We start from the raw sequence: 13630 nt of genomic DNA, 5'->3' as shown, positions 1-13630 counted from the left end.
CAGGTCATCGCGACAGCGACTTTGACCTTGAGCGATCGGGCGTTGCAGACTGTGTGACGGCGGTAGCTGACGGCAACGGTGGCGAACATGAGCGTGTTCGCCACCGTTGCCGTGCGTGTGTCAGGGCTGGTACTCGTAGCCGATCGTGAACCGGGGCGGCAGGCACCACTCCCCGTATTCGATGATCCCCTCCGCATCCGACCAGCGGTGAGCCCCGGCCAGGATCGGCGAGCCGACCGGGAGCCCCAGCGCGCTGGACTCGCGGGCGTCGGCGGGGCGGGCGTGCATGTCGTCGCGGGCGTGGGTGATCGTGCGCCCGGTGGCTTCGAGGACACGGGCGGACAGGCCGTGGTTGCGGCCCGGGGCAGTGTTCAACAGGTCCGGGACCAGGGCGGCGAACGGGGCCGGGTACCAGGTGACCGCGAACACCGTCCTCGTCTTGCCCCGGCCGGCCAGCCACTCGCGTCGGACCACCTGGTCCCCGGTGTCCAGGTCGAAGATCTCCGCCACATACAGCGGCGGGGCGATCAACTCGGCGGCCGTGACCCGGCTCGTCTCGCCCTCCGCGAGGAACGACTTCACCCGCTGGACCCTGGCCAGCCGGTCCTGCGCGGACAAGGTCCACCTCGGGTCATCGACGACGAACGTCCCTCTTGGCGTGGTGCGGATGTAGTTCTCGACCTGGAGAGCTTGCAGGGCCCTGGAGACGGTGGCGGCGGCGGCCTGCCACTGCCCGGCGATCTCCCGGTTCGTCGGCAGCTTCGCACCCGGTTCGAGCTCCCCCGCCAGGATGCGCTCCCGGAAGTGATCCGCGATCTTCGTGAACGTCTTGGGGGTAGGCATATGTGGTGCCCCTCCGCTGAGTTGACGTGCCGTCAGGAAGAGCACACTAGTGCACTACGAACCGTAGCGGGAGTGCTTCGGCCACTCGAATACTGAACTAGAGCACCGACCTGTCAAGAGGTTGGCCATGTGATGTTCGAGAGGTGTCCCGTGACTGAGCCGACCCGGTACTCAACCCCGCCGGTCGAACTGCCCCTGCGCTTGGGGCTGGAGCCGACGCCCGTACAAGGCTGCGCAGGCTGTGCCGAGCTGGCCAACGTCCGTGAGCGGGCCCGGGCAGTCGGCGACATGACCAGTGTCACCGACTGCAACGTCTACCTGAGACGGCACCCGGAGGGCCACCGGTAAGCCCTCATCAGCGCCCCGCGATGACCTCCGCCGCCGCCTCGGCGCAGACGCGGGCCGCGCCGTGGGTGGCGATGTGGAGGGCTCCCCTCGGCGGGGCTTCGTTGAGGCCCATTTCGACCACCACCATGTCCGGGCGTGCCGTGAGCAGGGCGTCCAGGGTGGCCGACATCCAGGGGTGGCGGTGGGCGTCGCGGACCACTGCGACCAGGGTGCGGTCGCCCGCCGCTGTGAGAATGCGGGCCGCCAGGGCGTCGGGGGCCGGCGCGTCTCCGTACGTGGCCGTCTCCGTGCCCGGGAGGAGGCGGGCCAGTTCGGTTGCCGGGCCCCAGGGGGTTTCCTCGCCGACCGCGATGTTCGCCACCGGGGTGAGGGTCGCGACGTACGGGGCCCGGGTGAGCGGGGCGGCTGTGCCCGTGACGCGCAGGGCCCGGCGCGCCGCCACCAGACCGATCGCGGGGTGCTCCGCTCCGGGCGCGGTCCCCTCCTGTGTGGCCGCGCCCGGCGCCGAAGCCGTCCTGGCCCGACGGGTCCAGTCGGCGAGTCCGCGCACCCGCGCGGCCGCGTCGGCCAGTCGCTCCTCGGGCAGTTCACCGCCGTGTACCGCGGCCACCAAGGCGTCCCGCAGTCGCAGTACGGTGCCCTCGTCCGTCAGGCCGCCGCCGACGCAGATGGCGTCGGCGCCCGCCGCGATCGCGAGGACGGAGCCGCGCTCGATCCCGTACACCTCGGCGATGGCCCGCATCTCTATGCCGTCGGTGATGATCGGGCCCTGGAAGCCCAGTTCCTGGCGCAGCAGTCCGGTCAGGATCCGCGGGCTCAAGGTCGCCGGGCGTTCGAGGTCGAGCGCGGGGAGCAGGATATGCGCGCTCATGACCGATTGGGAACCCGCCGCGACGGCCGCGCGGAAAGGCAGCAGTTCGCGGGCGTGCAGGGTGTCGAGGTCCACGTCGATGCGGGGCAGCGCGTGGTGCGAGTCGACGGCCGTGTCGCCGTGGCCCGGGAAGTGTTTGACGCAGGCGGCGACCCCGGCGGACTGGAGCCCTTCGACGTACGCGGCGGTGTGCCGGGCCACCAGTTCCGGGTCGGCGCCGAAGGACCGTACCCCGATGACCGGATTGTCCGGGTTGGAGTTGACGTCGGCGGAGGGCGCCCAGTTGAGGTTGACCCCGCACGCGGCGAGCCGCAGGCCCAGTTCGTGGGCGACGTCGCGGGTGAGGCCTGTGTCGTCGACGGCGCCGAGCGCGTGGTTGCCGGGGAAGGACGAGCCCTGCCGCACTTCGAGGCGGGTGACGTCGCCGCCCTCCTCGTCGATCGCGACGAGGACGTCGTCCCGCTCCTCCCGCAGCCGTCGCGTGAGCGCCGCGAGCTGTTCGGGGGTGGCGATGTTACGGCCGAACAGCCCGACCGAGGTGAGGCCGCCGCCGATCGCCCGCAGCAGCCAGTCGGGCGCCGTCGTGCCGGCGAAGCCCGGCTGGAGGACGGCGAGGGCGTCGCGGGTGAGGGTGTCCGCACGGGACATGGTTGTGGTCATCGTCGTTCTAACCCTTCACTGCGCCGGCTGTCAGACCCGCCGCCATCTTGCGCTGGACGAGCAGGAACAGAATCACGATGGGCACGGCCATCATCGTGGAGCCCGCCATCATCGGGGCGAACTCGGTTCCGTGTTTGGTGGAGAAATTGGAGAGCCAGACGGTCGCGGTCTGGTTCTGCTGGCTCATCAGCATGAGCGCGTACAGGTACTCGTTCCAGGCCTGGATGAAGCCGTACACCGAGGTGGCGACCATGCCGGGCGCGAGCAGCGGGAAGACCACCCGGACGAAGGCGCCGGTGCGGCTGCATCCGTCGACCATCGCCGCCTCCTCCAGTTCCTTCGGGATGTTGACGATGAAGCCGCGCAGGGTCCACACCGTGAAGGGGAGGATGAAGGTGAGGTACGTGATGACCAGGCCGGAGAGCTTGTCGTACTGGCCGAGGTCGTTCAGCAGCAGGAAGACCGGGATGATCATGGCGACCAGCGGGACCATCTGTACGGCGAGGATCCCGACGATCACGACCTTGCGGCCCCGGAACGCGAACCGGGAGATGGCGAGCGCGGCGAGCAGCCCGACCGCGACGCCGATGACGACCACGACGGACGAGACGAGCAGGGAGCGCCCGACCGGCCCCCAGAAGTCGGCGATGTCCAGCGCCCGGCGGAAGTTGTCCAGGGTGAACGTACGGGGGAAGAAGTGCGGGTCGGGGTCGATGGCGTCGCCGGCCGGTTTGAACGCCGTGTTCAGCATCCAGTAGACGGGGAAGCCGAGGACGACGAAGACGAGCACGCCGAGCACGTTCCAGCCGGCCTTGCTCTTGCCCTTGACCTTGCTCTTGCCGGGGGCCGTCTGCCGGGGGGTTCTCGCCCCGGGCACCTTCGACGTCGCGGGGGCCGTAGCGGCGGGGGTCGAAGCGCTCACTCCACCTCTCCGATCTTGAGCATCTGGCGCATGTAGACCGCGATCACACCCAGCAGGAGCAGGACCGTGAGCAGCGCGATCGCCGACCCCTGGGAGTAGTCGTTGACGACGAACGCCTTGTCGTACGAGTAGGTGGTGAGGAGCTGGAACTCCGCCTCGGGGTGGCCGTTGCGCATCACGAACACCTGTGGGAAGACGCCCATGTCCCAGATCACCGAGAGCGTCGCGAGCATCACGATGACGGGCTTGAGGATCGGTACGGTGACATGGCGGAAGACGCCCCAGGCGCCCGCGCCGTCGAGCCGCGCGGCCTCCTCCAGCTCCGCGGGTACCTGGGTGAGCCCGGCGGTGAGGGTGATGGCGACGAACGGTACGGCGCCCCAGACCACCAGCAGCATGATCACGGCGAGGCCCTGCGGGCCGCTCGCGAACCAGTTGTGGCCGATGAGGTCGACGCCGGGGATCCGGGACAGCACCCAGTTGAGGACGCCGTAATCGGTGTCGAACATCCACTTGAAGATGGTGACGGCGACCAGGATCGGCATTCCCCAGCTCGCCACCAGGGCGATGTTGATCAGGGCCTTCACCCAGCCGGATACGCGCTGCTGGAGCAGGGCGATGAGCATGCCGAGCACCATGGTGAGGATGACGGCTCCGGCCGCGAAGACGATCGTACGGAGGACGACCGCCCAGAACTCCCCGTCGCCGAGGATCGCGGTGAAGTTGTCGAGGCCCGCGGACTCCGGGGCCTGGAACCCCCAGAGCTGGGGCTGCCCGAACTTCTGGAAGGAGAGGGTGACCAGCCGCGTCAGCGGGTAGCCGAGCACCAGCGCGAGGACGCCCAGGCAGGGCGCGAGGAGCAGCCAGGGTACGGAGCCTCCGCCTGCGCCCCGGCCCTTGCCCGGTCTCTTCGCGGGCCCGGCGCTCCCCGGCGGATCGCGCCGTACCGGAGGATCACCGGCGGTCGTCGGGGTCGTCGTCATCTCCATGGCACTGCCACCGGTACTCGTAGGGGCACTGGCACTGGCACTCATCGCGCGCTCCTCAGCGGGCCGGGCGGGCCTCCCGTCCGGCAGATCGTGCCGGACAGCGGCAGATCGTGCCGGACAGGAGCCCCGCCCTCAGGTCACTTGGTGTTGATGACCTCGTCGATGGCGGCGTCCGCCTCCTTCGCGGCCTCCTCCACCGGCTGCTTCCCGGTGGCGATGGACTGCAGCATCTTCTGGAGCACCTGGGCCTTCTCGACCTGGCCCCAGCCCGGCGCCATCGGCACGAACCAGCTCGACTCGGCCGCCGTCGCCGGGACCGCGGTCGCCGGGTCGCTCTTCAGCGTCGCGAGGTCGGTCTTGTTGTTCGGCAGGTTGCCCTTGCCCATCAGGCCCTTCTGGCCCTGGGCGCCGGTGAAGGCGTTGATCCACTCGGCGGCGGTGGCCTGCGCCTTCGACTTGACCGGTACGGCCAGGTCGGAACCGCCCAGGAAGACGGGCATGTTGGCGCCGGAAGGACCCGGCATCACGAAGTTCTCCAGGTTGCCCTTGAGCTTGCCGGTCTTGTCGCTCTTCGGGTCCTCGGCCGTCGCGCCCTCCCAGGCGGCGCCGAAGATCATGCCGGACTGGCCCTGGCCGTACACGATGTAGCGGTCGGACTCGTCCTTGGTCTTGTCCGCGTGCATGTACGCGTCGAGGACCTTCTTGTACTCCGTCAGCCCCTTGAGGGACTCGGGCGAGGAAAGGTTCGCCTTGAACGTGCCGCCGCTGTCCTCGGCGATGGAGCCGCCGGCGTCGTACACGAAGGACATGGCCGCGTACCAGTCGCGGGAGGGCTGGTACCAGGCGCTGAACTTGTCGCCCTTCTTCGCCTGGATCTTGTCGAGTCCGGCGGTCAGTTCGGCGTACGTCTTCGGTACGGCGGTGACCCCGGCCTCCTTGGCGACGTCCTTGCGCCAGTTGGCGACGCGGCCCCCGGCGTAGTACGGCACGCCGTAGGTCTTGCCGTTGTACGTCACCGACGACTTGAGGCCGTCGAGCCAGGTGTCCGCGTTGTCGAACTTCGCGGGGTCGAGCTCGGCGAAGGCGCCCTTCACCGTGTAGCCGAGCATCTCCGTGTTGCCCATCTCGACGACGTCGGGGGCCTTGTCGGTGGCGAGCACGGCGTCGAGCTTGGTGTTCTTGTCGGGCCAGCCGTAGTACTCGTGCTTGATCTTGATGCCCGGGTGCTTCTTGACCACGGCGTCGTCCGCGGCCTTGACCAGCTCCGGCCAGTTGTTCTGGGCGTCCACCGTCAGCCAGACGGTGAGTTCCTTCGCGGAATCTCCCCCGGCCGCCCCGCCCTTCGGGTCGTCGGAACCACAGGCCGCGAGGCCGATCACCATGCCTGCGACGCCGACCGCCGCGATGAGCTTGCGCTTCACGCCACCCTCCTCAGGGACACTGCAACCCCCCTGGTCCCATTAATGGTTTAGACCAGTAGGGGGGAGCTTGGCCTAGACCTTTAGGGGTGTCAAGGGTGTATAAGAAGGGCAGTCGTGTCCGTTATCGGACCGACACCTGAGCGAGGGCGACGCCTCGTGGCAGGACCGTGCCACCATGTGAGCCGCGACAGACGGAGGAGCCGGTGACGGCAGCAGCGCAGGAGTCGGGAAGGCAGGCCATGGCCACGGACGGGGTCGGTACGGAGACCGAGGGCGGACCTGCCACCCGTACGGCCCGCGTACCCAAGTACTACCGCTTGAAGCGGCACTTGCTCGACATGACGGAGACGCTGCCGCCCGGGACACCCGTACCCCCGGAGCGCACCCTGGCCGCCGAGTTCGACACCTCGCGTACGACCGTGCGCCAGGCGCTCCAGGAACTGGTCGTCGAGGGCCGGCTCGAACGCATCCAGGGCAAGGGCACCTTCGTCGCCAAGCCCAAGGTCTCCCAGGCCCTCCAACTCACCTCGTACACCGAGGACATGCGCGCCCAGGGCCTCGAACCGACCTCGCAACTCCTCGACATCGGCTACGTCACGGCCGACGACACCCTCGCGGGACTCCTCGACATCACCGCCGGCGGGCGCGTACTGCGGATCGAGCGGCTGCGGCTGGCGAGCGGCGAGCCGATGGCCATCGAGACCACGCACCTCTCGGCGAAGCGCTTCCCCGCACTGCGCCGCTCGCTCGTCAAGTACACGTCCCTCTACACGGCGTTGGCGGAGGTGTACGACGTCCATCTCGCCGAGGCCGAGGAGACGATCGAGACGTCCCTCGCCAACCCGCGCGAGGCCGGGCTGCTCGGTACGGACGTGGGCCTGCCGATGCTGATGCTGTCGCGCCACTCGCTGGACGCGGCCGGAGAACCGGTGGAGTGGGTACGGTCGGTCTACCGCGGCGACCGCTACAAGTTCGTGGCGCGCCTCCAACGCCCGCGCCCGTGAACGAGAACCGGAACGCATCCGTGAACGAAACCTGGAAGCGGACCCCCCACCGGACCCCGCACCAAAACCCGCACCGAAATCCCGCCACGCCCGCATAAACCCACCGGGCGTGGGCACGTAACGTACCGGGATATGGGCTGGTGGTGGCGTGTCCCGGGATGGTCCCCTAGATTTCCTGCGCATTAAGCAGGTGACCAGTGAGGGGACGACTCGCCATGCCAGAGCCCGCACCGACCGACGCGCCGTCGACGGACGACCGGCCGAAAACCATAGGTGGTCTCACCCCGAGATCCATCCTCGTCTGGGCACTGGTCGCCCTGGTGGGCGCCGCGGGCTGGGCGGTGCTCGCCCTCTCCCGGGGCGAGGAGGTCTCGGCCGCCTGGATGCTGGCCGCCGCCCTCGGTTCGTACGCGATCGCCTACCGCTTCTACTCGCGCTTCATCGCGAACCGGGTCCTCAAGGTCGACAAGACCCGGGCCACCCCGGCCGAACGGCTCGACAACGGGGTCGACTTCCACCCCACCGACCGGCGCGTGCTCTTCGGCCACCACTTCGCGGCCATCGCGGGCGCCGGGCCCCTGGTCGGCCCCGTACTCGCCGCGCAGATGGGGTATCTGCCCGGCACCATCTGGATCGTCGCGGGCGTCATCTTCGCCGGCGCCGTCCAGGACATGGTGACGCTGTTCTTCTCCACCCGCCGTGACGGCCGTTCCCTCGGCCAGATCGCCCGGGACGAGATCGGCCCCTTCGGCGGCGCCGCCGCGCTGATAGCCGTCTTCATGATCATGATCATCCTGCTGGCCGTGCTGGCACTGGTCATCGTCAACGCGCTGGCGCACTCGCCGTGGGGCGTCTTCTCCATCGCGATGACCATCCCGATCGCCCTCTTCATGGGCGTGTACCTGCGGGTGCTGCGCCCCGGGCGGGTCACCGAGGTCTCGCTCATCGGGGTGGCGCTGCTGCTGCTCGCCATCGTGGCGGGCGGCTGGGTCGCCGAGTCCTCGCTCGCCGACACCTTCACGCTGGAAGCCGGCACCCTGGTCATCTGGATGATCGCGTACGGCTTCCTCGCCTCCGTACTCCCGGTGTGGATGCTGCTGGCGCCGCGCGACTACCTGTCGACCTTCATGAAGGTCGGCACGATCGTGCTGCTGGCGCTGGGCGTGGCCATCGCGCTCCCGACGCTGAAGATGGACGCCGTCACCGAGTTCGCGAGCCGCGGTGACGGCCCGGTCTTCGCCGGGTCCATGTTCCCGTTCGTCTTCATCACCATCGCGTGCGGCGCGCTCTCGGGCTTCCACTCCCTGATCTCCTCGGGCACGACGCCGAAGATGGTCCAGAAGGAGACGCAGATCCGGATGATCGGTTACGGCGCGATGCTGACCGAGTCGTTCGTCGCGATCATGGCGCTGATCGCCGCCTGCATCATCGACCCGGGCCTGTACTTCGCGGTCAACTCCCCGGCCGGTGTCATCGGCGGTACGGTCGACTCCGCGTCGCAGGCGGTCGCCAACCTCGGCTTCACCATCTCGCCCGACCAACTCGCCCAGGCGGCGAAGGACGTCGAGGAGACCAGCCTGCTGTCGCGTACCGGCGGCGCGCCGACCTTCGCCCTCGGCATGGCGGAGATCTTCTCGTCCGTCGTCGGCGGCACCGCCATGAAGGCGTTCTGGTACCACTTCGCGATCATGTTCGAGGCGCTGTTCATCCTCACCACGGTCGACGCGGGGACCCGCGTCGGGCGCTTCATGCTCCAGGACATGCTCGGCAACGTGTACAAGCCGATGCGCCAGGTGAGCTGGAAGCCGGGCGTCTGGTTCGCCAGCGCGGTCGTGGTCGGCGGCTGGGGCTACTTCCTCTGGGTCGGCGTCCATGACCCGCTGGGCGGCATCAACCAGCTCTTCCCGCTCTTCGGCATCGCCAACCAGCTCCTGGCGGCCGTGGCGCTCGCCGTCTGCACCACGCTCCTGGTCAAGTCCGGCCGCCTGAAGTGGGCCTGGGTGACAGCCGTACCGCTCGCCTGGGACGCGGCCGTCACCCTCACCGCGAGCTGGCAGAAGATCTTCTCGGGCGACCCGAGGGTGGGATTCTTCACCCAGCGCGACGTGTACCAGTCGGCCATCGACCGGGGCGAGGTGCTGGCCCCGGCCAAGACCATGGACGACATGCACACCGTCGTCACCAACTCCACGGTGGACGGGGTGCTCTCGGCCCTCTTCGCGGTCCTCATCCTCGTGGTCATCGCGGACGCGGGACGGGTCTGCTTCAAGGCGATCCGCGATCCGGAGTCGGTCCGGCTGGTGGAGACCCCGTACACCGAGTCCAGGATCGTCGCCCCGGCCGGCATGATCCCCACCAAGGAGGAGAAGGCGGAGCTGGCCGCCGCCGAGGCCACGGCGCGGGAGAGCGTCCCGGCGGGGACGGGCCCGGCATGACCTGGCCCCGGAGCCGGGCGGAGCGGGTACGGCACGTGGCCCGGCGGGTCCGCTGGTACGTGCGGGAGTTCACCGGCGAGTCGGCGTACGAGCGCTACGTGGCCCACGCCACCGCCGGTGACCCGGCCGGCCAGGTCATGACCCGCCGCGCCTTCGAACGCAGCCGCACGGACGCCCGTGAGGCCGACCCGCGCGAGGGGTTCCGCTGCTGCTGAGCGCCGGCCGAACGCTCGCCGAGCCCTTACCGAGCGCTCGCCGAGCCCGCCGCTGAACTCGTACCGCGGCGACGCACGACACAACATCTGGGGGGTGGCGCACCGCGCGCCCCCCAGATGTATGCTCGACCTCGCTGTCGACGCAGGGGAATCCGGTGTGAATCCGGAACTGTCCCGCAACGGTGTACTGTGGCGCGCTTTGTCGTGCCCTCCAGTCCGAACACCTGCCGGCAGTGCGTCCGGCTCGACCGAACCGGACGCCCAGACGTCCGGGCCTCGCGGTTGGGCCGGTGGACGCGGCGCGGTGTGCCTCCCCGCAAGGGCATGGGTACGTCCGTGCGCGCGGACCCGTGCCTCCTCGTGGCCCAGAGCCGAGCGAGGGAGAGCACCACGTGACCATCGCGCCAGCGGATCCGGTTTCAGTTGTCTCGGAGGCAGAGTCCGAGCACGGGGCGGCGCCCGCCGCCGGGCAGGCCGACGCCCCCGGCACCGCGCTGCTGCGGACCCTGACCGAGCTGACCGCCGATCTGCCCGACGCCGACCCGGGCAGGATCGCCGCCGCCGCACTGCGTGGCCGCAACGCCCGTTCGGACGAGGCCGAGCTGCGCGAGCTGGCCACGGAGGCGGCGGCCGGACAGATCTCCGAGGACCCGGTCTACTCCCGTCTCGCCGCCCGGCTGCTCACCCGTACGATCGCCGACGAGGCGGCGTCCCAGGGCGCCGTGTCGTTCTCCGCGTCCATCGCCGTCGGGCAGCGCGAGGGCCTGATCGCGGACCGTACGGCCGCCTTCGTGACGCGCCACGCAGACCGGCTCGACGCGCTGATCGACCAGGACGCCGACGACCGCTTCGGCTACTTCGGGCTGCGTACGCTCTACAGCCGCTACCTGCTCCGGCATCCGCTCACCCGTCAGGTGATCGAGACGCCCCAGTACTTCATGCTGCGGGTCGCCGCCGGTCTCGCCGAGGACGAGAGCGCGCACGCGCTGGAAGAGGTCGCCGCGCTCTACCGGCTGATGAGCCGGCTGGACTACCTCCCCTCCTCCCCCACGCTCTTCAACTCCGGCACCCGCCACCCGCAGATGTCGTCCTGCTACCTGCTGGACTCGCCGCTGGACGAGCTGGACTCGATCTACGACCGCTACCACCAGGTGGCGCGGCTCTCGAAGCACGCGGGCGGGATCGGGCTCTCGTACTCCCGTATCCGTTCGCGCGGTTCACTGATCCGGGGGACAAACGGCCACTCCAACGGCATCGTCCCGTTCCTGCGGACCCTCGACTCCTCCGTCGCGGCCGTCAACCAGGGCGGCCGGCGCAAGGGCGCCGCCTGCGTCTACCTGGAGACCTGGCACGCCGACCTGGAGGAGTTCCTCGAACTGCGGGACAACACGGGCGAGGACGCGCGCCGTACGCACAACCTCAACCTCGCGCACTGGATCCCCGACGAGTTCATGCGGCGGGTCGAGTCGGACGGCGTGTGGTCGCTGTTCTCGCCGGTGGACGTGCCGGAGCTGGTCGACCTGTGGGGCGACGCGTTCGACACCGCGTACCGCAAGGCGGAGGCCGACGGTCTCGCCCGCAGGACCATCAAGGCCCGTGAGCTGTACGGCCGGATGATGCGCACCCTCGCGCAGACCGGCAACGGCTGGATGACCTTCAAGGACGCGTCGAACCGTACGGCGAACCAGACCGCCGAGCCCGGCCACACCGTCCACTCCTCCAACCTCTGCACGGAGATCCTGGAGGTCACGGACGACGGCGAGACGGCCGTCTGCAACCTCGGCTCGGTCAACCTGGGCGCGTTCGTGGACGCGGCCACCGGCGAGATCGACTGGGAGCGGCTGGACGAGACCGTCGTCACGGCCGTGACCTTCCTCGACCGGGTCGTGGACATCAACTTCTACCCGACCGAGCAGGCGGGCCGCTCCAACGCCAAGTGGCGCCCGGTGGGCCTGGGCGCGATGGGCCTCCAGGACGTCTTCTTCAAGAAGCGGCTGCCCTTCGACTCCCCCGAGGCCGCCGCGCTCTCCACCCGGATCGCCGAGCGGATCATGCTCGCGGCGTACGAGGCGTCCTGCGCCCTCGCCGAGCGCGACGGCCCGCTCCCCGCCTGGTCGAAGACGCGGGCCGCGCGCGGGGTGCTCCACCCCGACCACTACGACGTGGAGCTGAACTGGCCGGAGCGCTGGGCGGCGCTGCGCGCCCGGGTGGCGAAGACCGGCATGCGCAACTCGCTCCTCCTCGCCATCGCGCCGACGGCGACCATCGCGTCGATCGCGGGTGTGTACGAGTGCATCGAGCCGCAGGTTTCGAACCTGTTCAAACGCGAGACGCTCTCAGGGGAGTTCCTCCAGGTCAACTCCTACCTGGTGGACGAGTTGAAGCGGCTCGGCGTCTGGGACGCGCAGACGCGCGAGGCGCTGCGCGAGTCGAGCGGCTCGGTGGCGGGCTTCACCTGGATCCCGGCGGAGGTACGGGAGCTGTTCCGTACGGCCTGGGAGATCCCGCAGCGCGGACTGATCGACATGGCGGCGGCGCGTACACCGTTCCTGGACCAGAGCCAGTCCCTGAACCTGTTCCTGGAGACGCCGACCATCGGGAAGCTCAGCTCGATGTACGCGTACGCCTGGAAGAAGGGGCTGAAGACGACGTACTACCTGCGGTCCCGCCCGGCGACCCGGATCGCGCGGGCGGCCGGCGGGCAGTCGGCGCCGGCCCCCGCAGCCGCCCCCACCCCCATCCCCGTACAGGCGACCCCGACCGACGAGGCGATCGCCTGCTCCCTGGAAAACCCCGAGTCCTGCGAGGCCTGCCAGTAATGACGTCCACCGAATCAGCGCGGAAGAACCTCCTGGACCCGGGCTTCGAGCTGACGCTCCGCCCCATGCGCTACCCGGACTTCTACGAGCGCTACCGCGACGCGATCAAGAACACCTGGACGGTGGAGGAGGTCGACCTCCACTCCGACGTCGCCGACCTCGCCAAGCTGTCCCCCGGCGAGCAGCACATGATCGGCCGGCTGGTCGCGTTCTTCGCGACGGGCGACTCGATCGTCTCGAACAACCTGGTGCTCACGCTCTACAAGCACATCAACTCCCCGGAGGCGCGGCTCTATCTCTCGCGCCAGCTCTTCGAGGAGGCCGTGCACGTCCAGTTCTATCTGACCCTGCTGGACACGTACCTCCCGGACCCGGAGGACCGCGCGGCGGCCTTCGACGCGGTCGAGGAGATCCCGTCGATCCGCGAGAAGGCGCAGTTCTGCTTCCGCTGGATGGACTCGGTGGAGAAGATCGACCGCCTGGACTCGCAGGCGGACCGGCGCCGCTTCCTGCTGAATCTGATCTGCTTCGCGGCGTGCATCGAGGGCCTGTTCTTCTACGGGGCGTTCGCGTACGTCTACTGGTTCCGCTCGCGCGGCCTGCTGCACGGCCTGGCCACCGGCACGAACTGGGTCTTCCGTGACGAGACCATGCACATGAACTTCGCCTTCGAGGTCGTGGACACGGTCCGCAAGGAGGAGCCGGAGCTGTTCGACGACGCGCTCCGGCAGCAGGTCACGGACATGCTGAAGGAAGCGGTGGAGGCGGAGCTGCAGTTCGGCCGCGACCTGTGCGGCGACGGACTGCCGGGCATGAACACGGAGTCGATGCGCGCGTACCTGGAGTGCGTCGCGGATCAGCGGCTCCAGCGCCTCGGCTTCCCGCCGGTGTACGGATCGCAGAACCCGTTCGCGTTCATGGAGCTCCAGGGCGTCCAGGAGCTGACGAACTTCTTCGAGCGCCGCCCGTCGGCCTACCAGGTGGCGGTGGAGGGCACGGTCGGCTTCGACGACGACTTCTAGTCGTACGGCCGGGGTGAGTTCGGGGCCGGGGCAGGGGCTGGGGGCCGGAGCAGAGGGATTCCCCCGCCCCGGGCCTTCCCC

Annotated in this window: 11 protein-coding genes and 1 riboswitch; of the genes, 6 read left to right on the top strand and 5 right to left on the bottom strand. The window is 69.5% G+C overall.

Annotated features, from left to right (window positions below; genetic code table 11):
* Positions 1 to 120 precede the first annotated feature (120 nt).
* Positions 121 to 843 (bottom strand): GntR family transcriptional regulator, encoded by a 723-nt coding sequence (locus ACIBJC_RS16595; protein ID WP_399292623.1) that lies wholly within the window; start codon positions 841 to 843, stop codon positions 121 to 123.
* Positions 844 to 993: 150 nt separating this feature from the next.
* Here ACIBJC_RS16595 and ACIBJC_RS16590 point away from each other — a divergent pair, with 150 nt between their 5' ends.
* Complete coding sequence (locus ACIBJC_RS16590; RefSeq protein ID WP_399292622.1) at positions 994 to 1191, top strand: hypothetical protein; 198 nt, start codon at positions 994 to 996, stop codon at positions 1189 to 1191.
* Positions 1192 to 1198: 7 nt separating this feature from the next.
* On the opposite strand, the gene ACIBJC_RS16585 is transcribed toward ACIBJC_RS16590, so the two are convergent.
* The 4 genes from ACIBJC_RS16585 to ACIBJC_RS16570 form a co-directional block, all read right to left on the bottom strand.
* Entirely contained in the window at positions 1199 to 2722 is a 1524-nt protein-coding gene (locus ACIBJC_RS16585; RefSeq protein ID WP_399292621.1) for a glycoside hydrolase family 3 protein, read from the bottom strand.
* Positions 2723 to 2729: 7 nt separating this feature from the next.
* Positions 2730 to 3599: a carbohydrate ABC transporter permease gene (locus tag ACIBJC_RS16580; RefSeq protein WP_399293181.1), complete on the bottom strand. Its 870-nt coding sequence runs from the start codon at positions 3597 to 3599 to the stop codon at positions 2730 to 2732.
* 41 nt (positions 3600 to 3640) lie between these two features.
* Complete coding sequence (locus ACIBJC_RS16575) at positions 3641 to 4633, bottom strand: carbohydrate ABC transporter permease (protein WP_399292620.1); 993 nt, start codon at positions 4631 to 4633, stop codon at positions 3641 to 3643.
* A gap of 137 nt (positions 4634 to 4770) precedes the next feature.
* Positions 4771 to 6054 carry an extracellular solute-binding protein gene (locus ACIBJC_RS16570; RefSeq protein WP_399292619.1) on the bottom strand — a complete coding sequence of 428 codons (1284 nt, stop codon included), beginning with the start codon at positions 6052 to 6054 and terminating at the stop codon, positions 4771 to 4773.
* Positions 6055 to 6293: 239 nt separating this feature from the next.
* Between ACIBJC_RS16570 and ACIBJC_RS16565 the strand changes: the two genes are divergently transcribed.
* From ACIBJC_RS16565 to ACIBJC_RS16545, 5 genes are all read left to right on the top strand, one after another.
* Positions 6294 to 7058, top strand: coding sequence for a GntR family transcriptional regulator (locus ACIBJC_RS16565; protein WP_329829689.1), 765 nt, complete (start codon positions 6294 to 6296; stop codon positions 7056 to 7058).
* Positions 7059 to 7273: 215 nt separating this feature from the next.
* Positions 7274 to 9493, top strand: a complete 2220-nt coding sequence (locus ACIBJC_RS16560) for a carbon starvation CstA family protein (RefSeq protein ID WP_399292618.1) — start codon at positions 7274 to 7276, stop codon at positions 9491 to 9493.
* Positions 9490 to 9708 carry a YbdD/YjiX family protein gene (locus ACIBJC_RS16555; RefSeq protein ID WP_399292617.1) on the top strand — a complete coding sequence of 73 codons (219 nt, stop codon included), beginning with the start codon at positions 9490 to 9492 and terminating at the stop codon, positions 9706 to 9708. Before ACIBJC_RS16560 ends, ACIBJC_RS16555 begins: the two co-directional genes overlap by 4 nt.
* Before the next feature lie 104 nt (positions 9709 to 9812).
* A riboswitch (cobalamin riboswitch) is annotated at positions 9813 to 9955 on the top strand.
* A 145-nt stretch (positions 9956 to 10100) separates the two neighbouring features.
* Positions 10101 to 12527 carry a ribonucleoside-diphosphate reductase subunit alpha gene (locus ACIBJC_RS16550; protein WP_399292616.1) on the top strand — a complete coding sequence of 809 codons (2427 nt, stop codon included), beginning with the start codon at positions 10101 to 10103 and terminating at the stop codon, positions 12525 to 12527.
* Entirely contained in the window at positions 12527 to 13549 is a 1023-nt protein-coding gene (locus ACIBJC_RS16545; RefSeq protein ID WP_399292615.1) for a ribonucleotide-diphosphate reductase subunit beta, read from the top strand. The genes ACIBJC_RS16550 and ACIBJC_RS16545 overlap by 1 nt, the downstream gene beginning before the upstream one ends.
* Positions 13550 to 13630 lie beyond the last annotated feature (81 nt).

The sequence above is a fragment of the Streptomyces sp. NPDC050509 genome, assembly GCF_044457965.1.
Classification (GTDB): domain Bacteria; phylum Actinomycetota; class Actinomycetes; order Streptomycetales; family Streptomycetaceae; genus Streptomyces.
This window is presented reverse-complemented; position numbering and strand designations above follow the sequence as displayed.

What these genes read in the sequence shown, in the direction of transcription:
- ACIBJC_RS16560 (WP_399292618.1), top strand. Translation starts at nt 7,274, where the DNA reads ATGCCAGAGCCCGCACCGACCGACGCGCCGTCGACGGACGACCGGCCG.
- ACIBJC_RS16595 (WP_399292623.1), bottom strand. Translation starts at nt 843, where the DNA reads ATGCCTACCCCCAAGACGTTCACGAAGATCGCGGATCACTTCCGGGAG.
- ACIBJC_RS16545 (WP_399292615.1), top strand. Translation starts at nt 12,527, where the DNA reads ATGACGTCCACCGAATCAGCGCGGAAGAACCTCCTGGACCCGGGCTTC.
- ACIBJC_RS16585 (WP_399292621.1), bottom strand. Translation starts at nt 2,722, where the DNA reads ATGACCACAACCATGTCCCGTGCGGACACCCTCACCCGCGACGCCCTC.
- ACIBJC_RS16555 (WP_399292617.1), top strand. Translation starts at nt 9,490, where the DNA reads ATGACCTGGCCCCGGAGCCGGGCGGAGCGGGTACGGCACGTGGCCCGG.
- ACIBJC_RS16575 (WP_399292620.1), bottom strand. Translation starts at nt 4,633, where the DNA reads ATGGAGATGACGACGACCCCGACGACCGCCGGTGATCCTCCGGTACGG.
- ACIBJC_RS16565 (WP_329829689.1), top strand. Translation starts at nt 6,294, where the DNA reads ATGGCCACGGACGGGGTCGGTACGGAGACCGAGGGCGGACCTGCCACC.